The following is a 24,879-nucleotide window of genomic DNA, read 5'->3' as shown; positions in this document are numbered from 1 at the left end:
TTCAGGTTGGATGATTGCTAGTGAGCGAATCGCCGCGCCGTAGGTGCGGACGCAGCTTGGCAGGGGGTCCAGGTGAGTGCTTCCCGGCGTAGTGGGACCACCGACGAGCTGGGGCCGGACGAGCCCGAGCGGGTGGGGCCCGTGGGCCCTGACGGCTCCGATCTGCTGGCCGCCCTGCTGGACGGGATGGACGCGGCGCTGTGCGCCTTCGACGCCGGCGGTGTCGTGACCCACTGGAACCGCGAGGCCGAGCGGATTCTCGGCTGGAGCGCGGCCGAGGCGGTGGGACGGCACGGATTCGCCGGATGGGCGGTGCGGGAGGCGGACGCCCAGGAGGTCGAGGAGCGGCTGATGTCCGCCATGGCGGCCCCCGGCCGGCAGGTGCACGAGTTCGCGCTGCTGACGAAGGACGGCGGGCGGGTGCTGGTGCGCACGCAGTCCGCCGCCGTGCGCGGTCCCGACGGCAAGCCCGCCGGGGTGTACTGCGCCTTCAGCGAGGTCCACACCCAGATCGACCTGGAGCGGTCCATCGCGCTGAGCGAGGCGCTGTTCGAGGACGCGAGCTGGGGCGTGGTCCTGGTCGACGCGGATCTGCGGCCCGCCGTGGTGAACGCGCATGCGGCGCGCGCCCTCGGGATCGGGCGTACGTCGGCGCTGGGCCGCCCGCTCGGGGAACTGCTCGCGCAGGGCGTGGAGGAGCTGGAGAGCGCGCTGACGCATGTGCTCGCGGAGGGTGCGCCGCCCGCGCCGGCGGAGATCTGGGTGGCCGTGCGGACCGCGGAGGGCGAGGAGCGGCGCTGCTGGCGCTGTGGCTTCGTACGCCTGGCCTCGCCGCTCGCGGAGGAGCCGGTGCCGCTCGGGGTGGCGTGGCTCTTCCAGGACGTGACCGAGGGCAAGCAGACCGAGCAGGAGGCGGCGCAGCTGCGCTTCCGGGCCAATCAGCTGCACCGTGCGGCGCGTGCGGCGGGGGAGTGCGAGGACCCGCGGGAGGCCGCGACCGTCCATCTCGACTTCGCGCTCGCCGGATTCGCGGACCACGCGCTGATCGACCGGGTGGCGGGCGGTGCCGTGGCGGACGTGGAGGCGGAGGGGCCGGTACGGCTGGTGCGGGTCGCCGCGACGCCCACCGGGGCGCCCGGGCCGAGCCTGCACACGGGGAAGGCGGGCCTGCCGGTGCGGTACGGCCCGGGGCATCCCGCGCTGCAGTGCGTGGAGCGGACCGGGTCCGTGCGGGCGACCGTGGGCGCGGTGCCGGCGGCGCAGGCGCGGGAGTGGGCGCTGGCCCGGCAGTGGCCCGGGGACACGGTCCACGCGCTGTGCGCGGTGCTGCGCAGCCGGGGGCGGACGCTCGGTGTCGTGACGTTTCTGCGTGGGGGTGGGCGGAGCCCGTTCGAGCGGGTCGACGCGGTGTACGCCGAGGATGTCGCCGTACGGATCGCGGCGGCGCTGGATCTGGCGAGCGTGGTGCGGAGCGACGGCTGAGGGCCCGCCCCCACGCGCGCGTGCGCGACCGCCGCTACACCGTGCCGGTACGCGCGTGCCGGTACGCGCGTGTCGGTCGGCGCCGGTACGCGCGTACCGCTACCGCTGGTAGAAGATCCGGTCCCCGTACTGCTCCATCACCCGGCTGTTCCACTCGTGCCCGCCGTCGACGTTGCCCGAGCGCAGCAGTGGGGGTTCGATGCCGCGGTCGGCGAGGGTGCCTGCCGCCGTGGCCATGACGGCCTGCATGATCGCGCTGGTGACGACGGTGGATGCCGGGGCGAAGGGCGCGGGGACGGTGTCGACGGTGAGGGTCGCGTCGCCGATGGCGATCTTGGAGTCCAGGACGACGTCGCAGTGGTCGCGCAGATAGGTGCCCGTGCTGTGCCGGGAACGGGTCTGGGTCGCGTACGCCACCGACGTCACACCGATGACCTTCACGCCGAGCGCGCGGGCTTTCATGGCCATCTCGACGGGGAGGGCGTTGCGGCCGGACAGGGAGATGATCACCAGGGCGTCGCCGGAGCGGAGCGGGGAGCACTCCAGGACGGTGCTCGCGAGGCCGTCCACCCGTTCCAGGGCGGAGCCGAGCGTGGCCGGCATGACGTCGACGCCGACGACCCCGGGCACGGTGAGCAGGTTCATCAGGGCGAGCCCGCCCGCGCGGTAGACGACGTCCTGTGCGGGCAGGGAGGAGTGTCCGGCGCCGAAGGCGAAGAGGCGGCCGCCGTCCGCGACCGTGTCGGCGAGCAGGGTGCCGGCCGCCCTGATGGGCTCCGCCTCCTCGTCCCGGACCCGCTGCAGGAGTTCGATCGCGGCGTCGAAGAACTGGTCGGCCAGTTTGCCGTCGCTCATGCGGGTCCTTCCGGGGCGGGCTCGGTGGTCTGTGTCGCGGATCACCGTGCGGTCTGGACCAGTGCCGTGTCAATACGGCAGGGCGGGCTGCCCGGTTCGCGAGCATGGGCCGCCCGGATCACAGGGTGCGGGCCGTCCGGTTCACGGAGTGCGGGCCGTCCGGTTCACGGAGTGCGGGCCGTCCGGTTCACGGAGTGTGGGCCGTCCGGTTCACACCTGTGGGCCGCCCGGCCCATTGCGCGGGGAGCCCCGGTTTCAACGGCGCGGCACGGTTGTCAGTGGTATGCGTCAGAATTGAGTCCAGGGCCAGCGCACGCGCCGGGAAGCTGTCGTGCTTCCGGCAGATCTCACAAGGGGCACGTATGTCCGGACTGATCGACACCACGGAGATGTATCTCCGCACCATCCTCGAGCTGGAGGAGGAAGGTGTGGTGCCCATGCGGGCCCGGATCGCCGAGCGCCTGGACCAGAGCGGACCGACCGTCAGCCAGACGGTGGCGCGCATGGAGCGCGACGGCCTGGTGTCCGTCGCCACGGACCGCCACCTGGAGCTCACGGACGAGGGCCGCCGCCTCGCGACGCGCGTGATGCGCAAGCACCGGCTCGCCGAGTGTCTGCTGGTCGACGTGATCGGCCTGGAGTGGGAGCAGGTGCACGCGGAGGCGTGCCGCTGGGAGCACGTGATGAGCGAGGCCGTGGAGCGGCGCGTGCTGGAGCTGCTGCGCCACCCGACCGAGTCGCCGTACGGCAACCCGATCCCGGGCCTGGAGGAGCTGGGCGAGAAGGACGGCGCGGACCCGTTCCTCGACGCGGGCATGGTCTCGCTGGCGGACCTCGATCCGGGCGCGGACGGCAAGACGGTCGTGGTGCGCCGTATCGGCGAGCCGATCCAGACGGACGCGCAGCTGATGTACACGCTGCGGCGGGCGGGTGTGCAGCCCGGTTCGGTGGTGAGCGTGACGGAGTCGGCGGGCGGTGTGCTCGTGGGCAGCGGCGGAGAGGCGGCCGAGCTGCAGTCGGACGTCGCCTCCCATGTGTTCGTCGCCAAGCGCTGAGCCCGGGCGCTGGGCCGAGCGCTGAGTCAGGCGCTGCGCCGAGCGCTGACCTCGGCCGGCGGGCCGCGTCCCGCCACGATGCTCCGACGTGTGTCAACTCCCGGTGTTCCAGGGGCGTTTGAGGCGTCGACCGGGTGTGCGGGCCACTTTCCTCGATGTGAAGGTTCGGTGGCCGAAATCGCGGGCGCTCGGACGTTTCGCGTGCGAGGCTGTCGCGAGAGGCATATGACCTGAGGGGGCGGGAGGATGTGCCGCAGACGTGCTGAGAGCCCCGGCGCCTTGCGGCGCCGGGGCCCGTCCTCCCCTGTGCTGACCCGGAGCCCCGAGCTCCCAGGGTCATCCCCCACGGACCGTTTTCCCCGAGCGGTCCGCTTCCCGCTGAAGATCTCCCCTCGGCGGCGGCGATCATTCCTCGCGCGAGGTCACTCGTACGAGGGGTGTTGCCCGCAAATACAGCATCTTCGAACGTCTTTTCGATAGCCTGCGACTGACGGATCAGGGGGTTCGCGGGAGGAACAGCAAGCGGTACGGCAACGGCAGACGCGGTTCACGGAGCTAGTTCACGGAGCCAGGGGGGTGCCAGGACCATGGCGCGACGCATCGACGTGAGCGGGGCGGGTGGCGTACGCCTTGCGGCCTGGGAGTTCGGCGACCCGCCCAAGACCGATCCGGCGGACGGCTCGACGGGCGAGGACGCCCCGGGCGTTCTGTTATTGCACGGCCTGATGGGCCGCGCCTCGCACTGGGCCTCCACCGCCCGCTGGCTCGCCGAGCGGCACCGGGCCGTCGCACTCGACCAGCGTGGCCACGGACAGAGCGACAAGTCCCCACTCGCGTCCTTCACCCGTGAGGCCTACGTCGAGGACGCCGAGGCCGCTCTGGTGCAGCTGGGCCTCGCACCCGCCGTCGTCATCGGCCATGCCATGGGCGCGCTGACCGCGTGGCAGCTGGCCGCGGCCCGGCCCGATCTGGTGCGGGGCGTGATCATCTGCGACATGCGGGCGTCCGCGCTGGGGGCGGCGTCGCAGCGGGAGTGGGCGGCGTGGTTCAAGGCGTGGCCGGTGCCGTTCGCCACGCTGGCCGATGTGCGCAAGTGGTTCGGCGAGGACGATCCGTGGGTGGAGCGGCCCAATCCGGCGCGGGGGGAGTTCTACGCCGAGGTGATGCATGAGTCCGCCGACGGGTGGCGGCCGGTGTTCGTGCCCGAGCAGATGCTGCAGTCCCGGGAGACGTGGGTGTACGACGCGCACTGGGAGGAGTTGGCGCAGGTGCGGTGTCCGGCGTTGGTGGTGCGGGGGCTGGATGGGGAGTTGGGGCGGGCGGAGGCGCAGGAGATGGTGCGGGTGTTGCCTCTCGGCGAGTATGCGGAGGTTGCTGATGCTGGGCATCTTGTGCATTACGACCAGCCTGAGGGGTGGCGGGCCGCTATTGAGCCGTTTCTGGAGGGTGTTCGGGGTGTGTGAAGTTGGCGCCTAGGGGGGGTGGGGGGGGCGGTTCTTTGGCGGGTGCGGGTGCGTTGGGGTTGTTCGCGCAGTTCCCCGCGCCCCTAAAAGCCTGCAGTTGCCCTGCGCCTGAAAGCTTGCTGTCACCCCATGTCCTGAAAAGTGGCCTTCGGTATCCCTTCAGCCCTTGCTCACCGCCGTAAGGATCTCCGGTAGGCGGGCTGCTGTGCGGGGGGCTGCGAGGTGGAGGCCGGTCCAGGTGAGGGTGGTGCCGTAGGCGGCGCCGAAGGGGAGGAGGAGCCAGGCCCAGTCGTCGCCGTTCTTGGCGATGCCGGCCCAGATGGCCGCGGCGATGACGGGGGAGCACAGCAGGGCCGCGGAGACCATGCCGCCGAAGATGGAGATCCAGGCCAGGCCGGTCTGGCCGGGGACGACGTTCTTGTAGCCCTCCTGCGGGATGGAGTACGGGAAGCGGGCGGAGGTCCAGGCGCCGGTGGCCATCATCGCGCCGAGCAGGGCGAGGGAGAGGCCGAGTGCCTGGGGCAGCCGGGGCCAGTCGTCGAGCATCGCGGTGGTCAGGACGGTGACGAGGGTGGTGTACGGCAGGGTGATCACCAGCAGGGCCAGCGCCCGTGCGCGCAGCTCGACGTAGGCGTCGTGCGCGGAGGAGATCGTCGTGGCGACCATCCAGAACGCCGAGGTGTCCTGCCCGAACTGGTTGTACATCTGGATGCCGAGCATCCCCGCCGCGAAGCACGCGAAGTAGATCGAGCCGGTGCCCTGCAGCGCGTTGAACACCGGCACGATGAGGCCGATCGCCAGCGAGGTCACCCAGGCGGCCTTGGTCTTGGGGTCGCGCCAGATGTAGCGCAGGCTGCGCTCCATGACGGTGCCGGTGCGGCCGGCCGGCAGCAGCCGGGCGAGACCGCCGGAGGTGCGCTCACGAGTGGTGGGGCGGTCGGTGGCGGCCTGGAGGGTGGAGCCGTCGGGGGCGGTCATCAGCTTGGTCAGATGACGCGACCACACGGCGATCAGGGCGTACAACGCGACTGCACTCAGGGCGAGTTGGGCGACGGCGACGCCGTAGGAGCCCTCGCTCACGGAGTCCACCGCACCGACCGCCGACGCGGGCGGCACCCACTTCAGCACGTCGGCCACCGGGTCGAGCTGCGAGAGCCCGGACGAACCCAGGCGCTGCGCACCGAAGTTGACCAGCTGGGCCCCGATCGCGATGACCAGCCCGCTGAGGACGGCCAGGTCGCGGCCCTTGCGGCTGGTCAGCAGCCGGATGTTGGCGGCGGCGACCGCCCGCGCCAGCGCCACGCACACCAGCAGGGCGAGGACCACGGCCACGACGCCGACCGCGTACGCCGCACCGCCGTGCGCGACCGCGATCACCGAACCGATCAGCAGCAGCAGCGTGAACAGCGGCCCGAAGCCCACCAGGGAGGCCATGAGCAGCGCCCGCACCAGCGGCCGGGGCCGCAGCGGCAGCATCACCAGCCGTGTCGGGTCGAGCGTCTCGTCGCCGCTGGGGAAGAACAGCGGCATCACCGCCCAGCCCAGCGCCAGCACCGCCACCAGGAGCGCCACCACGGACAGGGCGTGGTCGTTGCCGTGCAGCGCGATCAGGCCGAGCAGTTGCAGGGCCCCGAAGAGCACCACGATCACGGCCGACACGACGTAGGCGGCGCGCCGCCCGCCGGACTGCTTGAGCCCGTTGCGCAGCAGCGACAGCTTCAGCCGTACGACGACGGGGGTGATGTTCGCCTGTCCCGTCATCGTGCCCCGCCGCCCAGCCAGTCGAGGTCGGAGCCCGCGTCGCGGCCGCCGGCGCCGACGAGTTCGAGGAACGCCTGCTGCAGCGAGGCCGCCTCCCCGCGCACCTCGGCCAGCGGACCGTGGGCGCGGATGCGGCCGGCGGCCATGACGGCCACCCAGTCGCACAGAGACTCCACGAGCTCCATGACGTGGGAGGAGAAGACGACGGTGGCGCCCGAGGCGGTGTAGCGCTCGAGCACCCCGCGGATGGTCTGGGCGGACACCGGGTCGACGCCCTCGAACGGCTCGTCCAGGAAGAGCACTTCGGGGTTGTGCAGCAGCGCGGCGGCGAGCCCGATCTTCTTGCGCATGCCCGTCGAGTAGTCGACGACGAGCTTGTGCTGGGCGCCCGCCAGGTCGAGCACGTCGAGCAGCTGGGTGGCCCGCTTGTCGACCTCGGCGCCGGGCAGCCCCCGCAACCGCCCGCTGTAGCCGAGCAGTTCGCGGCCCGAGAGCCGCTCGAAGAACCTGAGCCCCTCCGGCAGCACCCCGATGCGCGCCTTCACCGCCGCCGGATCGCGCCACACGTCCTGCCCGACGACCTCGACGCTCCCCTGATCGGGCCGCAGCAGTCCCGTCACCATGGAGAGAGTGGTGGTCTTGCCCGCTCCGTTGGGTCCGACCAGCCCGATGAACTTCCCCGCGGGCAGGTCGAGATCGATCCCGGCGACGGCGATCTGTTGCCCGAAGCGCTTCCAGAGCCCTCGCACGCGCACGGCGGCGGCAGCGACCTCGTTTCCCTCTGTCATGCGGGAAACCCTAGGGGGTCGTGCGCGCCGGGGGAGGTCAGCGGTCGCGTCCGCAGGCGTAGGCGAGGGGGGAGATCAGCTCCTCGGCGTCGGGCAGCCAGCGGTTGGCGGGGGTCGGACGGCAGGCCCACTGCACGGCACCGCGCGAGCCGTAGCGGGTGGGCGGCGCGGCCACATACGCCCCCTCGCCGAGCGCGACCAGGTCGAGCGAGGCCGGCGACCACCCCAGGCCCCGCACCAGCTCCGCCATCTTCACCGCGGCGCCCGGCAGTACGAAGAAGTGCATCCGGCGGTCGGGCGTCAACGTCACGGGGCCGAGGGTGAGTTCCATGCGCTCCATGCGGGCCAGCGCGAGGAAGCCCGCGCTCTCCGCCACCTCGATCGCGTCGAACGTACGGCCCGTCGGCAGCAGGATCGACGCCGTCGGCTGCTTCTGCCACATCCGGCGCGCGACGGTCGCACTGCCCGTGGCCTGCGTCGCCCAGTCCTCGCGGGCGGGATGCGCGCCGGGAGCGGCGCACGCCGCGTCGCCGCAGGAGCAGTGCTGCACCCCGTCGACGGCTTCGAGCCAGGTGCCGGGAAAGACGTCCCAGTGGCGCTCCTCGGCGTAGCGTACGGCGGTCTCCTGCAGCGATTCCCCACGCTGCTTCGGGATCTGAGCGGCTTCGGTGCCCGCGATCGTCTCTTCCACGATGAACTCAACTCCCGCACCCACCTCGGGTTACGGGGGTAGCGCGCGCGGGGGAGGAGCATTGATCCCGCGTCCGGGGCGCATGGGTGCATGAGTGGGGGCGCGCGGGAGGAACCCCGGCGTGATCCGGGTAGCCACATGCGGGGTTGGCATCCATCTTTACCCCGGCAATCCGCGCAAGCCTCGCATTTTACTTACGGCACCGGGGCATTGATCTTCACGGCCGGATCTTTTCGCTTCAGGGGTTGTTCCCAGGGGGTACGCCATGGCCGCAAGGCCTCTCGTCGCGCGACAGCCGAACGAACGGTTGCAGGCGCTCATCCAGGAGGCGGGGTGCTCGAACGCCGGGCTCGCCCGCCGGGTCAACATGTGCGGCGCCGAGCACGGCCTCGACCTGCGCTACGACAAGACGTCCGTGGCCCGCTGGCTGCGCGGGCAGCAGCCGCGCGGACGCGCCCCGGCGATCATCGCGGAGGCACTGGGCCGCAAGCTGGGCCGTACGGTCACGATCGACGAGATCGGCATGGCCAACGGCAAGAACCTCGCCTCGGGCGTCGGCCTGCAGTTCTCGCCGACCGTGCTCGGGGCCATCGAGCAGGTCTGCGAGCTGTGGCGCAGCGACGTGGGGCGGCGGGACTTCCTGGCCGGCTCGTCCGTCGCCGCGTCCGCGCTCGTCGAGCCGAGCCGTGACTGGCTGATCTCCGCGCCCGACTCACAGGTCTCGCGCTCGGCGGGGCCGCGGGTGGGGCAGTCCGACGTGGCGGCCGTGCGCGCGATGACACAGGCGCTCACCGATCTGGACCACCAGTACGGCAGCGGGCATGTGCGCCCGGTCGTCGTGCACTACCTCAACAGCGTGGTCTCGGGGCTGCTGGCGGGCTCGTACCGCGAGGCGGTGGGCCGCGACCTGTTCGCCGCCGTGGCCCGACTGACCGAGCTCGCGGGCTACATGGCCGTCGACACCGGTCAACCCGGCCTCGCCCAGCGGTACTACATCCAGGCGCTGCGCCTCGCACAGGCCGCGGGCGACCGCGGATACGGCGGATACGTGCTGGCCGCCTCCATGAGCCATCTCGCCGCGCAGCTCGGAAACCCGCGGGAGATCGCGCAGTTGGCGCGGGCGGCGCAGGAGGGGGCGCGGGGGCGCGTGACCCCGCGCGTCGAGTCGATGTTCCATGCGGCGGAGGCCCGCGGACATGCCCTGATGGGCGATGCGCGGGCGGCGCAGACGGCGTCCGGACGGGCGGTCACGGCACTGGAGGCGGCCGACGCCGCCTCCGGGGACGACCCGGTGTGGATCACGCACTTCGACGAGGCCTATCTCGCCGACGAGTTGGCACACTGCCACCGGGACCTCGGACAGGCCGAGCCGGCCGCACGGCGCGCCCAGGAGGCGCTGGACCGGCTCCCCGAGACCAAGGCGCGCAGGCGGGCCATCGGCTATGTGCTGCTGGCCACGGCGCTGGTGCAGCAGCGCGAGATCGAGCAGGCCTGCCACACCGGTCTGAAGGCGGTCGACCTGCTGGGCAACCTCCGCTCCAACCGGGGCGCCGAGTATCTGGAGGACTTCCAGCAGCGGCTGGAGCCGTACCAGGAGGAGCCGGTGGTAAGGGAGTTCGGGGCGCGCATGGACATGCAGGCGGCGGCCTGAGCCCGCGCCGCCCGCGAAGGGTGGACAAATACAGCGCGGTGTCGACCGGTTTTGTTACTGCGGTCACAGGGAAGGAGGTTCGGTCCTGAGCTGCGTGGCACCCGGCTCGGGGGACCCGGTAGCGTGAGCCGACGATTCCGAAGGTCCCCCATTCGTAGGAGTCCCGGTGACGCAGAGTGGACAGGGCGAGGAGCCCTCGCCGCGCGAAGCGCGCGAAGGCATCGTGCTGCCCTCCGACGGCGGCGAGCCGCTGCTGCCGGGAATGCTGAACGCGCAGGCCCCGGTGGGCCCGTACGGCGGTGCCCACAGCGGCTCGTACGGCGGTCAGCAGACCGGCGCGTACAACGGCCCGCAGGCCGGGGCCCCGACCGGCGGCCAGGCCTGGGGCACGCCGTGGGGCCCCGACCAGAGCCGGAGCCCGGCCCCGCAGCCGGGCGAGGGCTGGGGCGCGCAGCCGGCCCAGCCGTGGAACGAGCCCGAGCAGCACCAGCAGCCGGCCGCCGGCCAGTGGGGTGCGCCCGAGCCCGACCCGTCCCGGTCGCTGCCCCCGCAGAGCCCTGCGGAGCCGTCGTACGGCGCGGCCCTCCCGCCCGCCGAGCACGGGCAGCCGGCGCCGCTGCCGCCCGCCTACGGCTCCTACGGCGGCCCGCAGCCGCCCGCGGCGGACGAGGGCGCCACGCAGTACCTCCCCCCGGTCGCCGCGGCGGTGGACGAGGGGGCGACGCAGTACATCCCGCCGGTCCCGCCCGGCGCCCTGCCGCCCGAGGTGGGCGCGGCCGAACCGGCCTCCTCGGAGGCGACGCAGTTCCTGGGACACGCGCAGCAGCCCGGTGCCGGGCCGATGCCGCCCGCGTCGGGGCCCGACGCCGAGCCCACGCAGTACATCCCGCCCGTGACGGACCAGGCGCCGTACGGCGCGCCGCAGGGCGGCGACCGGCAGCCGCCCGCCGAGTTCGACAACCTCTTCCGCAGTGGGCCCGGCGGCGACAGCCCGGCAGGCGCCACCCAGCAGATGCCCCGCTTCGAGCAGCCGCCCGCGCCGTCCGGCTACGCCCAGCCGCCGAACTCCTACACCCCGCCGCCGACCTCGTACGGCCCCACGGGCGGCGACGACGGCCGGGGCGGCCGCGGTGGCCGCAGCCGCTCCCGGATACCCCTCATCGCGGGCATAGGCATCGGCATCGTCGTGCTCGGTGTCGGCGCGGGCGCGCTGCTCGGCGGTGGCGGGGGCGACGACGGCACGGACAAGAACCAGACCGTGTCCGCCACGGCCCCGGCGACCGAGGGCTCGGCCTCTCCCGCGGCGGATCCGGCCGAGCAGCAGGCCGTCGCGCTGGACAAGCTGCTGGCCGACAGCGGCGACAGCCGGGCCTCGGTCATCCAGGCGGTGGCCGATGTGAAGGGGTGCAAGAACCTCTCCCAGGCCGCCTCCGACCTGCGCTCCGCGGCCAAGCAGCGCAACCAGCTGGTCACCCGGCTGGCCGGCCTGTCCGTCGACAAGCTGCCGAACAACGCCGCGCTGACCTCCGCGCTGAACCAGGCCTGGAAGGCGTCCGCGTCGGCCGACAACCACTACGCGGCCTGGGCCGACCAGGTGGGCGGCAAGAAGGGCTGCAAGAAGGGCCAGGCGCGCACGACCCCGCAGACCGGGGCCGGCAACCGCGCGAGCGGCACCGCCAGCCAGCAGAAGGCGAAGGCGGCCCAGCTGTGGAACGCCATCGCGAAGCAGTACGGACTGACCGAACGCCAGCCGACCCAGCTCTGAGGAGCGGGCCGGACGGGCGCGACGACGGGCGCCGGGCGCGCGGGCGTGAACCTCAGTTCACGTCCGCGCCCTCAAGCGTCTTGGTCACATTGACGAACCCCTTGTCCACCGCGACCAGCCGGCCCTGGCGCACCCTCTGAAGCGTCAGGTCGGCGTTGACCAGGCGGGGGAAGCCGATGGCGGCCAGCGGGCTCTCGGTGGCCCAGCTCAGCGTCGGCGTGAGCCCGCCCGTGCCGATCTTCAGGCCGTCGTCGAGGGTCTTGCGCACGGTGTCGGCGGTGACGTCCTGGTCGCCGAGCGACTCCACGACGGCCTTGAAGACCGTGTACGCGATCCAGGTCGTCTGCACCCCGGCGTCCGCGGGGTCGATACGGTTGTCGCCGAAGGCCTGCTCCTGGATCACCTTCTTCATGGGGTCCCAGCGCGGATCGCTGGTCACCGGGTACCAGCCGCTGACGTACGACCCCTCGTAGGGCCCCGACGGGCCGCCGGACTCGTTGATCACCGTCTGGTCGACGCTGTCGAGCGTGGCGGCGGTCTTCACCGCGGGGTAGTCCTCGCGGTCGCGCCGGAAGGAGTCCATGAAGGTGTCGGTGCGGTCCCCGAGCGCGGGGATGACGCACCCCTTCTTCGCCGGATCCGCGGTCGAGGCCGTCAGCGCCTTGCGCGAGGGGCCCGCGTACTCGGTGGTGTCGTCCGCCGCCCGCTGGTCGACCGAGGAGGGGTGTCCGCCCGCCTTCAGGCCGGAGTCGAGCATGGCGGGCAGTTCGTCGCCCGCGATGCTGTCGGGCCTGATGAGCGCGACCGGGCCGCAGCCGGCGGCCAGTTCCCGGCCGAGTCCGGCCAGCAGGGAGGGCTGGCCGCCGTTGACGGGATAGGACAGCGGGCTGGTGAACTCGGCGGTGGTGACGCCGTAGCCGCCGATGTAGGGGATGCCGGCGCTCTCCAGCGTGGGCAGATACGAGTCGCCGTACTGGCTGTAGGAGCCGACGACCGCGACGACGTCGTCCTTGACGGCGGTGTTGGCGCACTTCGCGGCGGCCACGCTGTCGTTGTGGTCGTTGCAGGTGACGACCTTCAGCTTGCGGCCGCTGAGGCCGCCGTGGGCGTTGACCCAGCGGGCGTAGGCCTTGGCGAAGGCGGGCATGCCGGGCTTGTTGGTCGAGCCGGTCTGCTCCGGCGCCCAGGTCATGACGGTGATCGGGCCGTCCCCGGAGCCCCCCGTGGCACCGGGGATGGCCCCGCATCCGGCGGCGAGCGACGCGCACGCGGCCAGGGCCGCCGTCGACAGGACGGTGGCTCTGCGCGGCCGGGTGCGGATGGGGAGGAGGGTGGTGCGGGTGCGTCGCCTACCGGTCATGGGCACACACGCTTCCGCCACATCGCCAACCCGGGGGTGACCCTCGGTTATCGAACGGTGGCGTCGAGGTGAATTACGGGGGTCGCCGAGGCGCCCGAGCGGAAGAACGTACGATCGGTGACCGTGCAAGCTCCGGAGAACTCTTCCCGCCGCGGCCGTCGCTCATCCACCATGGGCGGCATGCCACTCAACGACATGCCGTGGTGGCGCTGGCGCAGCAATGTGCGCTCCGCGCTGCACATGCTCTCCGACCCCGTCTTCCAGCGAGACGTATGGCTGGCCGGTGTCGACGGGTACGGAGACGTGACCGATGCCGTCTACCGCCTGGTCGAGGACACCTGGCTGGACAACTGGTCCGCCGAGAAGTACGTCGGCACCATATTCCGGGACTCCCAGGAGGCGGCCCTCGTCGACACCGCCGTGCTGCGGGTGCTGCGGATCATGCACCAGGTCGGGCCCGACGCCCCGGTCTCCGCGTATCTGGAGAACGCGGGCTGGCCGGAGGCGGTGCGCGCGGCCCGGGACGCCCATGTGCGGATGGCCACGGCCGACGGCGAGGAGCCGGACGCCCCGCCCCGCACGCTCGAGGTGCTGCGGATCATGACCCGTTCCGCGTGACGGACGCGGATTCGGCCGAGGACGTTCATATGGGACCCTGTCCTGCATGAACGAGCAGTCCAGCCGAGCCGCCGCACCCGGCGAGCAGTACGTCCTCACGCTCTCCTGCCCCGACAAGCAGGGCATCGTGCACGCCGTGTCGAGCTACCTCTTCATGACCGGCTGCAACATCGAGGACAGCCAGCAGTTCGGCGACCACGACACCGGACTGTTCTTCATGCGCGTCCACTTCTCGGCCGAGGCCCCGGTGTCGGTGGACAAGCTGCGGGCGAGCTTCGCCGCGATCGGCGACTCCTTCCAGATGGACTGGCAGATCAACCGGGCCGACGAGAAGATGCGCATCGTCCTCATGGTCAGCCGCTTCGGGCACTGCCTGAACGACCTGCTGTTCCGGGCCCGGATCGGCGCGCTGCCGGTGGAGATCGCGGCCGTGGTGTCCAACCACACCGACTTCGCCGAGCTCGTCGGGTCGTACGGCATCCCCTTCCACCACATTCCGGTGACCCGCGACACCAAGCCTCAGGCGGAGGCGCGCGTACTGGAGATCGTCCGCGAGAACGACGTCGAACTGGTCGTGCTGGCGCGCTACATGCAGGTGCTCTCCGACGACCTGTGCAAGCAGCTCAGCGGGCGGATCATCAACATCCACCACTCGTTCCTGCCGAGCTTCAAGGGCGCCAAGCCGTACCACCAGGCCCACGACCGCGGCGTCAAGCTCATCGGCGCCACCGCGCACTACGTCACCGCCGACCTCGACGAGGGGCCGATCATCGAGCAGGAGGTCGAGCGCGTGGGGCACGATGTCACGCCGGACCAGCTGGTGGCGGTGGGGCGGGACGTGGAATGCCAGGCACTTGCGCGCGCCGTCAAGTGGCACGCGGAACGACGCATCTTGCTGAACGGGCGCCGTACGGTGGTGTTCGCCTAGGAGCCGGGGGAGCTCGGTTTCGGATCGGCGGCCGTGGCGGGTTGCTGCCCGTCGGCGGGGGCGAGGGACGTCAGCAGCTGGAGCTTCTCGGCGGTGTCGCTGTCCTGGTCGGGGTAGTAGAGCACGAGCAGCAGGTCGTTGACGGCGAGCTTCTCGCGGTTGAGGCGCAGTTCGCCCACGACCGGATGGTTGACGGTGCTGGTGTAGCCGAGCGCTTTGATGTCGTGACGTGCCCACAGGGTGCGGAAGCGGTTGCTGGCCAGGGAGAGTTCGCCGACGAGTTCCACCGAGCGCTGATCGGTGACGCTGTCGTCCACCGAACGGCGGAAGGCCGCGACGGAGTCGACGACCGCCGCCTCCCAGTCGTGCTGGAAGTGGCGTTCCTCGGGGTCGAGCAGCAGGGAGCGCAGCCGGTTCTCGCCGGGCCGCAGCCGCGGCGACAGGGCCATCGCGAGCTGGTTGGAGGCCAGGACGTCGAAGTGCCGGTCCTCGACGAACGCCGGCACGTGCACGGCCGCCAGCAGATGGTGCAACCGGGCGGGCAGGCGCGGTGTGCGCTGCTTGCGGCGCGTCGGCGGGCGGGGCGCGGTCAGCCCGAGCAGGTACTCGGTCTCCAGGTCGTCGAGGTGCAGGACGCGGGCGATGGCCTTCAGCACCTGCGGGGAGGGGTTGTGGTCCCTGCCGCGTTCCAGCCGCAGGTAGTAGTCCGCGCTGATACCGGCGAGCATCGCCACCTCCTCGCGGCGAAGGCCGGGGACGCGCCGGTTGGCGCCGGCGGGGATGCCGGCCTGCTGCGGCGTGACCACATCGCGGCGGGCGCGCAGATACGCGCCCAGCCGGTTCGCGTCGTCGTGGGGCATACCTGCCACGGTAGTCGCGGCCGGTGCGCGCAGAGGGGGTCCTGGCACACCCCTGGACCGGCAGGGCCTATCTGCCTGGGCAGCCGTTGGGCGAGCGTGGTGGCGGAAGATCCGGTAGCTGTTGGACGACTACCGGCGGTTATCAGGAGGATTCTGATGAAACTCACCCATCGCACCGTGCTCATCGTCGGAGGCACCTCGGGCATCGGGCTCGAACTCGCGCACCGGTTCGCGAAGGCCGGCAACACCGTCATCGTCGGCGGGCGCCGGCCCGCGCCCTCGGACGGCCTGCACTCCGTGCAGATCGACGTCACCGACCCCGCCTCGATCCTGCGGGCCCGCGACGAGGTACTCGCCGCCCACCCCGACCTCGACGTCGTGGTCACGATGTCCGGGCTCCTGCTCACCGAGGACCTGCGCGATGCCGCACACATCACCGACGCCGAGAACATGGTCGCCACGAACCTGCTCGGCACCATCCGGGTGATCGACGCCTTCACACCGCACCTGATCGGCCGCGATGCCGCAACGATCATCACGGTGAGTTCGGGCATCGCCTTCCTGCCCTTCCCCCTCATGGCCACCTACGGCGCCACGAAGGCCGCCGTCCACTCCTACACCGAGTCACTGCGCGCCCACCTGGCCGGGACCGGCGTCGAGGTCGCCGAACTCGTGCCGCCGGCCGTCGCGACCCCGGCCATGGTCAAGCTCAACCCGGCGGCCGTACCGGTCGACGCCTACCTCGACGAGGTGATGGAACTGCTCGCCGTCGAGCCCACCACGCGCGAGATCATCACCGAGGGCGCACTCCCGCTGCGCTGGGCCGAACGAGACGGCACCTACGCCGAACTCCTCGAGCGCCGCTCCGCACCACTGAACAACCTGCCCGGCCGCTGACCCACCCGGTTCCCGGGGGTCGCGCGCACCTGCCCGACCGGCCCACACACGACCCGCGCCGGCCGGCGAAACAGGGCCCACTCCCACAAGGAGCTGCAAGCGGCTACAAACGGCTCAACGACGCCGCAGCGAACAGCACATCCCTGATCGCCTCCTTGTCCCCCACCTGCCCAACCGCGGCTTCCGCCGGAGGCACATGCCCTGCGGCGAGGCGGCAGAACTCCACCCCGTCCAGAGCGACATGGGCCACCTCGTGCTCGACGGAACCCGGGTCCGCGACCGAGTCGAGAGGGATCACCCACTCCCCGCCGCCCAGGCCCTCGATCTCCAGGCGCAGGCCGCGGCCGGGGCGGCCGGTGGGGGCCGGGGCGGACCCGTCCGTCCGGCGGCGCTGGGCGACGGCGGAGGGCAGGATGCGGGCCGCGAGGTCGATCATGCGGTGCAGATGGCGCGGGGCGGGCGGCTCGTAGGGGTAGTCGACGGCCTCGGCGATGTCCTCCGCGTGCACCCAGCACTCGAAGGCGCGGTCCACCATCGCGTCGTGCAGCGGCAGTTCGAAGTCGCCGTAGGAGACCGCGAGGCGTGCGGAGCCCGAGTCGCCGCCCGCGAAGGACACCGTGCGGACCAGGTCGTGGGTCTGCTCGCGCCAGGGGGTCCGCAGGGTGCGGGTGTGCGGGGTGCGCCAGTACGCCTCGGTGCGGGCCCCGGGCGTGGGGCTGTCGGCGGCGACGTCGCCCAGCGGGTCGTCCAGGCCAAGCGCGATCGCGACCAGTCCGTCGACCGACAGCAGGTGCGCGAGGACTCCGGCGACGGTCGTACGGCGGGTCGCCGGGCTCTGGCCGTCGAACCAGCGCAGATCGACGGGGGTGTGCCACTCGGTGGCCCCGATGTCCTGCAGCAGGGCGTCCAGACGGGCCGTCTCGGCGTCGTACGGTGCCGCCCACTCGGGCACCGGGATGCGCGGCGGGCGCCGGTCGAGGCAGCCGTCCAGGACGCGGGTGCGCAGGGCGGGATCCAGGTCGAGGCTCTCCGGCGGGTGCAGCAGGCCGACGGCCTCGCGCAGCCGCAGCGCCTCGTCGGCGCAGCTGCCGCACTCGCCCAGATGCACTTCAACGGCCGCGGTCTCGCCCGGCGAGCAGGCGGCCAGCGCCCATGCGCCGAGGAGCGACTTGAGGACGTGGTGCTCCAGGTCGAGCGGGACGGGTGGGCTGTCCAGGTCCGCCGGGGCGGGCAGCGGCCGTCCGCCGTCCTCGACGGAGGCGCGGGGCATGGGTATGCGGGGCGGGCGGTCGGGGTCCCGGCCGGTGCCGCCGCCGCTTGCGGGGCCGCCGGGACCGCCGAGGCCCTGCTGGAGCTCGGGCCGGGCGTCCCGCTGCTCTCGCTTGTCGTCGTCCTCGAATCCCCCATGCTCGAAGCGGTCCGCGCTGCCTGCGTCGTTCACGCCGCACCCCCGTAGCCGGGCGGGGCACCGGGCGCGCCGGCGTCGTGGGCGGTGGACAGCAGCTGCAGGCCGAGGCGGAGCCTGCGGCGGGCCTCGTCCTCGGTGACGCCCAGGTCGGCGGCGGTCTGGCGGTAGTCGCGGCGCTGGAAGTAGGCGAGTTCCAGGGCGGCGCGCAGCGGGGTGGGCATGGACTGGACGATGTAGTCGGCGCGGGCGGCGACGGAGGCGCGGCGGACCCTGCGCTCCAGTTCCTCGGTGGTGCCGCCGGAGCTGCGGGCCAGGGCCGCGGTCTCGGTGGCGCGCAGCCGCTGCACGGCGAGGCGGTGGGTCAGCGTGGCCAGCCAGGAGCGCAGGGGGCCCTGCTTGGGGTCGTAGGACTCGGGGTGCTCCCAGACGTGCACGAAGACGTCGCGGGTGATGCCGTCGGCCGCGCGTTCGTCGCCGAGGACGCGGTGGGCGAGGCCGTGGACGAGCGAGGCGAACCGGTCGTAGAGCTCGCCGAGGGCGGCCGCCTCACCGCGTGCGAGCCGCTGCTGCATCTTGCGGTCCCAGCGGGGCGGTGCGTCCTTCTTCGCCATACGGCCCCCTCGTGCCCGTGTCGTCCCCGGTCCAGCCTGCGTCCATCGTCTCCTCGAATGTAGTCGGCACGTCCGAGGCCGCACGCCCCTTTGTGTCATTGGGCGCCCCCTGACCGGCCGGAGGTGATAGTGCACCTCCTCCATGGTGGTTCAGTTCTGATCGAACAGGATCGAAGACGACCAAAACAAGCCGTTTCCGCTCGCTTTTCGTTTCCAGTGCCGTGTTTCGGGGAACGGCCGCTGGGCAGCCGCGCTGAAAGGAAGCGTACGAATGGCTTCCGTTTGCGGGGGGTCCGGCGAACGAAAGGCCTGGTGGTGGCGTTCTATGTGATCGGCGACGAGCAGGGCGACTGGACCGTGCTCAGTGTGTCGGGCGAGCTGGACCTGGTGACGTCGCCGGTGCTGCGTCAGCGGGTGCACGACGTGGTGGCCGACGGCCGTCACAGCCTCGTCCTCGACCTCTCCGAGGTCTTCTTCTGCGACTCCAGCGGGGTCGGCGTCCTCATCGCCTCCCGCCGTCTGATCCGTTCCTGCCAGGGCAGCCTGCGGCTGATACTCCCGGCACAGGGTGCGGAGGACGGATCCCATGTGAACCGTGTCCTCGGTGCCCTCGGCGTGCGCCGCCTCTTCGACGTGTACGCCGACGTGGAGGACGCCGTCACCGAGCAGGCGGGCCCGCTCTCCGCCTGACGGGCACCGCAGCGGGTACTTCTGGCGAGGTCCGGGGCTTTCGCCACATCGTTGTCCCAAAATTCCCCCGGTCTTATCACAAGCGCCGCTTTTCGGCGGCGGGAGGGGCCACCGCGTCGTACGCTCCCGTCGAGATGCACCCGACGTGACGTGAGGCGGCACGAAAAGACATGGTCAGCAGCGAGTACGAGCGCAGGATCGCGGCCCGCTTCGCCGGCTTCGACCAGGACGGCAACGGCTGGATCGACCGTGAGGACTTCAGCGGGGCGGCCAAGGCGCTGCTCGCGGAGTTCGGTGTCGCGGCCCGCTCCGACAAGGGCCAGGCGATGTACGCCGGCGCGGAGGCGTTCTGGCAGGGCATGGCGGGCATAGCGGACCGTGACGGCGACCAGCGCATCACGCGCGAGGAGTTCGTGAACGGCGCGGTCAAGCGGCTGCGCGACAACCCCGACCGGTTCGCCGAGATCGCCCGGCCGTTCCTGCACGCGGCCCTGGACATCGTCGACACCGACGGTGACGGCGCGGCCACCGTCGAGGACACCGCACGCGTGCTGCGCACCCTGGGCGTGGACGAGGAGCTGGCCCGCGCGAGCGCCGCCGCACTCGACGCGGACGGCGACGGCAGGATCGGCGAGGCGGAGCTCGTCCCGGCGTTCGCCCGCTACTTCACGGTCCCCGAGTGACCGGGATCCGCTGAGGAGCGTTCGTGTGAGGAGCGCTGCCGTGCATAGCGCTCCCGCAGCTTGTACTTGAGCACCTTGCGCAGGGTCTCGTTGCGCGGAAGGGCGTCCACCACCTCCAGCTGCTCCGGCAGCTTGTGCACCGACAGCCCTTCCGCGCGCAGATACGCGGTCAGGGCGTCCAGGGTCGGGTCCCCGGCCCCCGGTCGCCTCTCGACGACCGCGCACACCCGCTCCCCGCGCTCCGTGTCCGGCAGCCCGATCACGGCGACGTCCCCGACCGCCGGGTGCGCGGCCAGCAGGTCCTCGATCTCCTTGGCGGAGATGTTCTCGCCCTTGCGGATGATCACGTCCTTGAGCCGGCCGGTGAGCACCAGATGCCCGCTCTCGGTCACGTGACCGAGATCACCGGTGCGCAGGAAGCCGTCCTCGTCGAAGGCCTCCGCGGTCTGCGCCGGGTCCAGATAGCCCTGGCACACGGCTTCCCCGCGCAGCCGCACCTCTCCGCCGACGACGCGTATCTCCATCCCCTCCGGCGGCCGCCCCTCCGTCGTCGCCAGGTTCTCGGCCGTGTCGTCCGGCGCCCCCATGGTGATCATCGGCACCTCGGTCATGCCGTACCCGTGGGTGAGCTGCACGCCCATCTCGCGTACGACGGCGTGGTATACCTCGGGCGGCTTGGGTGCCCCGCCGCCCGCGAGAAGCCGTAGCGAGGGGATGACCTTCCGGCCCGGCTGCTTGCGCTGCTCGGCGAGGAACATCGAGTAGAACGCCGTCGAGCCGCCCGCGACCGTCACGCCGTGCCTGCGGTAGCCCTCCAGCGCGTCCGGCAGCGCGAACTGCTCGAACATCACCGCGGGGAAGCCGTACAGCAGCAGCATCACCGTGTAGTCGGGCCCGGCGATGTGCGCGTACGGAAAGGCCATCGAGCCCACGTCGTCCTCGCGCAGGTGCAGCGCGTGCGCGAGGCAGGAGCCGCCCGCGATCAGCGAACGGTCCGTGTGCAGCACGCCCTTGGGGTCGGAGGTGGTGCCCGAGGTCCAGTAGATCCAGCGCACGGAGGTGCCGTCGGCGGGTGGGGCGGGCATGACCGGTGGATCGCCTTCGGGCAGGTGGTCGTACGCCTCGAAGATGCCCTTGGCGCCCAGCCGCCGTGCCATCGCGGTGTGGTCGAAGCCCCGCCACTCGCCGGGCACGGCGAAGTACTCCGCCTTCGACTCGCGCAGCGCGAAGGCGACCTCGCGGTCCCGGTAGAAGGGGATGATCGGCGTCTGCACGGCGCCCAGGCGGGCCAGCGCGAAGGTCAGCAGCGCGGTCTCGATGCGGGTCGGCAGCTGCCAGGCGACCACCGTGCCGGGGCGTACGCCCATGTCGTACAGGCCCGCCGCCACGCGCTCGGCACCGTCACGCAGTTCGCCGAAGCTCAGCAAGCGGTCGTCCTGGAGCAGGACCGGGCGGCCGGGGGTGAGGTCGGCGCGGCGGGCGAGGAGTTCCCACAGGGTGCTCGATGCGCTCAGTGCGTGGGCGGTGTCGGTCACGGCGGCCCCCTCGACTGGAACTGACGGGCTGTCAGATCGTGGGCAGAGCGTAGGGCTCGGCGCCTTGTCGGTCCAGGGGTGCGGGACTAGCCTGCTTGACGAAGTGAATCTGACGGTCCATCAGAAACCAGTCGCGTCAGGCGGAGGGGACCCATGACCGAACTGCCCCGCATCATCAGCGTCGACGACCATGTGATCGAGCCCGCACACCTCTTCGATACCTGGCTGCCCGCGAAGTACCGCGACCGGGGCCCGCAGCCGCTGACCGCCGGCATCGGCGAACTCGCCTACGTCGCCGGCAAGTACCGCATCACGATGGACCCGGAGGGCCAGCCGACCGACTGGTGGATCTACGAGGACCTGAAGTTCCCGTACAAGCGCAACATCGCCGCCGTCGGCTTCGACCGCGACGAGATGACCCTGGAGGGCATCACCCGCGAGGAGATGCGCCGCGGCTGCTGGGACCCCAAGGCCCGCCTGGAGGACATGGACCTCAACCACGTCGAGGCCAGCCTCTGCTTCCCGTCCTTCCCGCGCTTCTGCGGCCAGACCTTCGCCGAGGCGCACGACAAGGAGGTCGCGCTCGCCTGCGTGCGCGCCTACAACGACTGGATGGTCGAGGAGTGGTGCGGCGACAGCGGCGGCCGGCTCATCCCGCTGTGTCTGATCCCGCTGTGGGACGTGGAGCTGGCGGTCGCGGAGATCCGGCGCAACGCCGCCCGCGGGGTGAAGGCGGTCACCTTCTCCGAGATCCCCACCTACCTCGGCCTGCCCTCCATCCACTCCGGCTACTGGGACCCCTTCTTCGCGGTCTGCCAGGACACCGGCACGGTCGTCAACATGCACATCGGCAGCAGCTCCCAGATGCCGGCCGCCTCCCCGGACGCGCCCCCCGCCGTCCAGGCCTCGCTGAGCTTCAACAACGCCATGGCCTCGATGATGGACTACCTCTTCAGCGGGGTCCTGGTGAAGTTCCCGCGCCTCAAACTCGCCTACTCCGAAGGGCAGATGGGCTGGGTCCCGTACGCCCTGGAACGCGCCGACGACGTCTGGGCCGAACACCGCGCCTGGGGCGGCGTCAGGGACCTGATCCCGGACCCGCCGTCGACGTACTACTACCGGCAGATCTACTGCTGCTTCTTCCGCGACAAGCACGGGGTCGCCTCGATCGACGTGGTCGGCCGCGACAACGCCACCTTCGAGACCGACTACCCGCACGTCGACTCGACCTTCCCGCACACCAAGGAGGTCGCCCTCGACCATGTGAAGGGCCTCGACGACGAGACCGTGTACAAGCTCATGCGGGGCAACGCGATCCGCATGCTCGATCTCGACCTGGACCGCTAGTGGACCTGTCGTACACCCCCGAGGAGGAGGAGTTCCGGGCGCGGCTGCGCGAGTGGCTCGGCAAGATGCTGCCGACACTGCCGGACAAGCCGTCCCCGCAGGACTGGCCCGCACGCAGGGCCTACGACCTGGGCTGGCAGCGGATGCTGTACGACGCCGGGTACGGCGACGTGCACTGGGGCGCCTCCCCGACCGTGCGGCTGATCTTCCTGGAGGAGACCGAGAAGGCGGGCGCGCCCTACGTGGGCGCGAACTTCGTGGGGCTGCTGCACGCCGGGCCCACCATCGCCGCCGAGGGGAGCGAGGAGCAGCGGGCGCGCTGGCTGCCGCCGGTCCTGCGCGGCGAGGAGGTCTGGTGCCAGGGCTTCAGCGAACCGGACGCCGGCAGCGACCTGGCGTCCCTGCGCTCCCGCGCCCACCGCGACGGCGACGACTACGTGGTGAACGGCTCCAAGATCTGGACCTCGCACGCCGAAGTGGCCGACTGGTGCGAGCTGTTGGTGCGCACCGACCCCCGGGCGCCCAAGCACCGGGGCATCACCTGGCTCGCCATGCCCATGGACGCCCCGGGGATCACCGTACGGCCGCTGCGGACCCTGGCGGGGTCGGCGGAGTTCGCCGAGGTGTTCCTCGACGACGTGCGCGTGCCGGTCGCGAACCGGGTCGGCGAGGAGAACGACGGCTGGCGCGTGACGATGGTGACGCTGTCGTTCGAGCGCGGTACGGCGTTCGTGGGGGAGGTCGTCGCCTGCCGGCGGGTCCTCGGTGAACTCGCTGCGGAGGCGCGGCGGAACGGGCGGTGGGAGGACCCTGTGCTGCGGCGGAGGCTCGGGCGGCTGAACGCCGAGTTCCGGGCGCTGTGGCGGTTGACGCAGTGGAACGTGAGCGAGGCGGAGGCCTCCGGCGGGGTGCCGGGGGTGGGGGGGTCTGTTTTCAAGTTGAGGTATTCGCATGCGCGGCAGGCGTTGTATGACGTCGCGGCGGAGGTTTTGGGGCCGGATTGCCTGGACTTGGAGCGTGGGTGGGTGGTTGATCGGTTGTCGTCGTTGTCGTACACGATCGCTGCGGGGACTTCGCAGATTCAGCGGAACATCGTGGGGGAGCGGGTGCTCGGGCTACCCAAGGGGAGGTGAGTGGTGCGGTTTCAGTTGGGTGAGGCGCAGGTGGAATTGCGCGATGCGGTGCGGGGGGTGGTCGGTCGGTGGGCGGGTGGTGGTTCGTCGTGGCTTGGCGCGCAGTTCCCCGCGCCCCCAACCGGTACTGCCGTGTCCGGCGGTGGTCAGTTCCGGGTTGATCGGGGGATGTGGCGGGCTCTTGGGGAGCTTGGGGTTTTCTCGCTGCGGTTGGCCGAGAGCGAAGGTGGGGCCGGGCTCGGGTTGCCCGAGGCTGTGGTGGTGTTCGAGGAGATGGGGCGGGCGTTGGTGCCTGGGCCGCTTGTCGCCACGCATTGCGCTGCGGGGGAGGTGCCTGGTGCGGTCGAGGGCGAGGTGGTCGTGGCTGCGGCCCACGGGCGGCTCGTGGAGTGGCTGGAGGAGGCGGACGTGGTGCGGCGGGGGGCCGAGGGGGCCGTGCCGATGACGTCGGTGGATCCGCTCACGCCGCTGCACCGGGTGGCGGCGCCGGCCCGGCCCGATCCCGTCGCCGAACTGCTGACGGCGGCCGAGCAACTCGGTACGGCCGTGCGGGTGTGCGAACTGGCCGTGCAACACGCCCGGACCCGCGAGCAGTTCGGGCAGCCGATCGGGGCCTTCCAGGCGGTCAAGCACCTGTGCGCGCAGATGCTGGTGCGCGCCGAGGTGGCTCGGGCCGCCGTCTACGCCGCCGCCGTCACCGCCGACCGCGCGGACATCGCCGCGGCCCGGCTGCTCGCCGACGAGGCCGCCGAACGCGGCGCCCGCGACTGCCTCCAGGTGCACGGCGGCATGGGCTTCACCTGGGACAGCGAGGTGCATCTGCATCTCAAGCGGGCCTGGGTGCGGGCGCAACGCGGCGGCTCGACCGCGGAGCGTGAGGAGCTGCTCGCGGCCGATCTGGTGGCGTGAGAGGTGTCTGCCTGGGGCGCCGCGGAATCCGCCCCCGGGAATGTCACGGATTGTGGCGCAGCAAAATTACGGAGCGTTGATATCGGGTTGTGTCCGATGCGTGACCCGTCACGTCCTGGAGTCGGCGTCCGGCTCCGGTAGCTTCTGTGTGATGCGAGTGGTTCCGAGCACGAGCCGTGCCGGTGTCGCCCCCGAGGTGACGCCGGAACTGGCCTGTTCGACTCAGCGGAACGTGCGTCGCACAGTATGCCGTACGGGTACTCCTTCGCGCTGGAATATGCCCGAAGCGCTTGTTGGCGTGACTGTACGTCAACCATGCTGTCTTTTAAGGGATTCACGTTCCGTGACCCCTGCTCTGGGCTCTGCACTGGCCGTTGTCCTGGTCATGC

22 protein-coding genes are annotated in these 24,879 nt (G+C 71.7%); 13 read left to right on the top strand and 9 right to left on the bottom strand.

The annotated features are described in order from the left end of the window. The first annotated feature begins 72 nt into the window (after positions 1 to 72). Positions 73 to 1,482 (top strand): PAS domain-containing protein, encoded by a 1,410-nt coding sequence (locus MQN93_RS16275; protein ID WP_242710018.1) that lies wholly within the window; start codon positions 73 to 75, stop codon positions 1,480 to 1,482. Positions 1,483 to 1,581: 99 nt separating this feature from the next. Here MQN93_RS16275 and MQN93_RS16270 read toward each other — a convergent pair whose 3' ends face one another. Continuing rightward, positions 1,582 to 2,337 (bottom strand): SIS domain-containing protein, encoded by a 756-nt coding sequence (locus MQN93_RS16270; protein ID WP_242710017.1) that lies wholly within the window; start codon positions 2,335 to 2,337, stop codon positions 1,582 to 1,584. A gap of 362 nt (positions 2,338 to 2,699) precedes the next feature. On the opposite strand from MQN93_RS16270, the gene MQN93_RS16265 reads away from it, so the two are divergent. Beyond that, on the top strand, positions 2,700 to 3,392 hold the full coding sequence (locus MQN93_RS16265; RefSeq protein WP_016436622.1) for an iron-dependent transcriptional repressor DtxR: 693 nt from the start codon (positions 2,700 to 2,702) through the stop codon (positions 3,390 to 3,392). Positions 3,393 to 3,979: 587 nt separating this feature from the next. After that, positions 3,980 to 4,855 carry an alpha/beta fold hydrolase gene (locus MQN93_RS16260; RefSeq protein WP_242710016.1) on the top strand — a complete coding sequence of 292 codons (876 nt, stop codon included), beginning with the start codon at positions 3,980 to 3,982 and terminating at the stop codon, positions 4,853 to 4,855. A gap of 159 nt (positions 4,856 to 5,014) precedes the next feature. Here MQN93_RS16260 and MQN93_RS16255 read toward each other — a convergent pair whose 3' ends face one another. From MQN93_RS16255 to MQN93_RS16245, 3 genes are read right to left on the bottom strand one after another with little or no spacing between them, the layout of a single operon-like run. Continuing rightward, positions 5,015 to 6,616: a transporter gene (locus MQN93_RS16255; protein ID WP_242710015.1), complete on the bottom strand. Its 1,602-nt coding sequence runs from the start codon at positions 6,614 to 6,616 to the stop codon at positions 5,015 to 5,017. Then, on the bottom strand, positions 6,613 to 7,404 hold the full coding sequence (locus MQN93_RS16250) for an ABC transporter ATP-binding protein (RefSeq protein ID WP_242710014.1): 792 nt from the start codon (positions 7,402 to 7,404) through the stop codon (positions 6,613 to 6,615). The genes MQN93_RS16255 and MQN93_RS16250 overlap by 4 nt, the downstream gene beginning before the upstream one ends. A gap of 37 nt (positions 7,405 to 7,441) precedes the next feature. After that, a complete protein-coding gene (locus MQN93_RS16245) occupies positions 7,442 to 8,095 on the bottom strand; it encodes a bifunctional DNA primase/polymerase (protein ID WP_242710013.1) in 654 nt (217 codons plus the stop codon). Between the two features lie 265 nt (positions 8,096 to 8,360). On the opposite strand from MQN93_RS16245, the gene MQN93_RS16240 reads away from it, so the two are divergent. Together MQN93_RS16240 and MQN93_RS16235 are read left to right on the top strand one after the other, a co-directional pair. Continuing rightward, complete coding sequence (locus MQN93_RS16240; protein WP_016436617.1) at positions 8,361 to 9,746, top strand: NsdA family TPR-like regulatory protein; 1,386 nt, start codon at positions 8,361 to 8,363, stop codon at positions 9,744 to 9,746. Between the two features lie 166 nt (positions 9,747 to 9,912). Then, on the top strand, positions 9,913 to 11,511 hold the full coding sequence (locus tag MQN93_RS16235) for a hypothetical protein (protein WP_242710012.1): 1,599 nt from the start codon (positions 9,913 to 9,915) through the stop codon (positions 11,509 to 11,511). Between the two features lie 52 nt (positions 11,512 to 11,563). Here the strand turns inward: MQN93_RS16235 and MQN93_RS16230 are convergent, their stop codons facing one another. Then, complete coding sequence (locus tag MQN93_RS16230; RefSeq protein ID WP_016436615.1) at positions 11,564 to 12,871, bottom strand: ABC transporter substrate-binding protein; 1,308 nt, start codon at positions 12,869 to 12,871, stop codon at positions 11,564 to 11,566. A 117-nt stretch (positions 12,872 to 12,988) separates the two neighbouring features. Between MQN93_RS16230 and MQN93_RS16225 the strand changes: the two genes are divergently transcribed. Then, positions 12,989 to 13,489: an SCO4402 family protein gene (locus MQN93_RS16225; protein WP_037783141.1), complete on the top strand. Its 501-nt coding sequence runs from the start codon at positions 12,989 to 12,991 to the stop codon at positions 13,487 to 13,489. 46 nt (positions 13,490 to 13,535) lie between these two features. Then, the gene (gene purU, locus MQN93_RS16220) at positions 13,536 to 14,417 is read left to right on the top strand and encodes a formyltetrahydrofolate deformylase (RefSeq protein ID WP_242710011.1); all 882 of its coding nucleotides are present in this window, start codon (positions 13,536 to 13,538) and stop codon (positions 14,415 to 14,417) included. Here the strand turns inward: purU and MQN93_RS16215 are convergent. Then, entirely contained in the window at positions 14,414 to 15,277 is an 864-nt protein-coding gene (locus MQN93_RS16215; RefSeq protein ID WP_016436612.1) for a helix-turn-helix domain-containing protein, read from the bottom strand. The genes purU and MQN93_RS16215 overlap by 4 nt on opposite strands. Positions 15,278 to 15,433: 156 nt before the next feature. Here MQN93_RS16215 and MQN93_RS16210 point away from each other — a divergent pair, with 156 nt between their 5' ends. Beyond that, on the top strand, positions 15,434 to 16,174 hold the full coding sequence (locus tag MQN93_RS16210; RefSeq protein ID WP_016436611.1) for an SDR family oxidoreductase: 741 nt from the start codon (positions 15,434 to 15,436) through the stop codon (positions 16,172 to 16,174). Positions 16,175 to 16,277: 103 nt separating this feature from the next. On the opposite strand, the gene MQN93_RS16205 is transcribed toward MQN93_RS16210, so the two are convergent. Both MQN93_RS16205 and MQN93_RS16200 read right to left on the bottom strand, forming a co-directional pair. Beyond that, the gene (locus MQN93_RS16205) at positions 16,278 to 17,615 is read right to left on the bottom strand and encodes a zf-HC2 domain-containing protein (RefSeq protein WP_016436610.1); all 1,338 of its coding nucleotides are present in this window, start codon (positions 17,613 to 17,615) and stop codon (positions 16,278 to 16,280) included. Beyond that, positions 17,612 to 18,193 carry a sigma-70 family RNA polymerase sigma factor gene (locus tag MQN93_RS16200; RefSeq protein ID WP_242710010.1) on the bottom strand — a complete coding sequence of 194 codons (582 nt, stop codon included), beginning with the start codon at positions 18,191 to 18,193 and terminating at the stop codon, positions 17,612 to 17,614. The genes MQN93_RS16205 and MQN93_RS16200 overlap by 4 nt, the downstream gene beginning before the upstream one ends. A 309-nt stretch (positions 18,194 to 18,502) precedes the next feature. Between MQN93_RS16200 and MQN93_RS16195 the strand changes: the two genes are divergently transcribed. Both MQN93_RS16195 and MQN93_RS16190 read left to right on the top strand, forming a co-directional pair. Then, positions 18,503 to 18,883, top strand: coding sequence for an STAS domain-containing protein (locus tag MQN93_RS16195; protein ID WP_037783281.1), 381 nt, complete (start codon positions 18,503 to 18,505; stop codon positions 18,881 to 18,883). A 170-nt stretch (positions 18,884 to 19,053) separates the two neighbouring features. After that, entirely contained in the window at positions 19,054 to 19,566 is a 513-nt protein-coding gene (locus MQN93_RS16190) for an EF-hand domain-containing protein (RefSeq protein WP_016436607.1), read from the top strand. Here MQN93_RS16190 and MQN93_RS16185 read toward each other — a convergent pair. Then, complete coding sequence (locus MQN93_RS16185; RefSeq protein WP_242710009.1) at positions 19,545 to 21,101, bottom strand: class I adenylate-forming enzyme family protein; 1,557 nt, start codon at positions 21,099 to 21,101, stop codon at positions 19,545 to 19,547. The genes MQN93_RS16190 and MQN93_RS16185 overlap by 22 nt on opposite strands. A gap of 153 nt (positions 21,102 to 21,254) precedes the next feature. Here MQN93_RS16185 and MQN93_RS16180 point away from each other — a divergent pair, with 153 nt between their 5' ends. The 3 genes from MQN93_RS16180 to MQN93_RS16170 are packed head-to-tail and all read left to right on the top strand — an operon-like array spanning position 21,255 to position 24,490. Further along, a complete protein-coding gene (locus tag MQN93_RS16180; RefSeq protein WP_016436605.1) occupies positions 21,255 to 22,448 on the top strand; it encodes an amidohydrolase family protein in 1,194 nt (397 codons plus the stop codon). Further along, on the top strand, positions 22,448 to 23,581 hold the full coding sequence (locus MQN93_RS16175; RefSeq protein WP_242710008.1) for an acyl-CoA dehydrogenase family protein: 1,134 nt from the start codon (positions 22,448 to 22,450) through the stop codon (positions 23,579 to 23,581). The genes MQN93_RS16180 and MQN93_RS16175 overlap by 1 nt, the downstream gene beginning before the upstream one ends. A 3-nt stretch (positions 23,582 to 23,584) precedes the next feature. Then, on the top strand, positions 23,585 to 24,490 hold the full coding sequence (locus MQN93_RS16170; RefSeq protein WP_242710170.1) for an acyl-CoA dehydrogenase family protein: 906 nt from the start codon (positions 23,585 to 23,587) through the stop codon (positions 24,488 to 24,490). Positions 24,491 to 24,879 lie beyond the last annotated feature (389 nt).

Origin of the sequence: Streptomyces spinosisporus (assembly GCF_022698145.1) — a bacterium.
Lineage (GTDB): Bacteria > Actinomycetota > Actinomycetes > Streptomycetales > Streptomycetaceae > Streptomyces > Streptomyces spinosisporus.
Note: the sequence above shows the minus strand (reverse complement) of the source record. Positions and strands in the feature narration are given on the sequence as shown.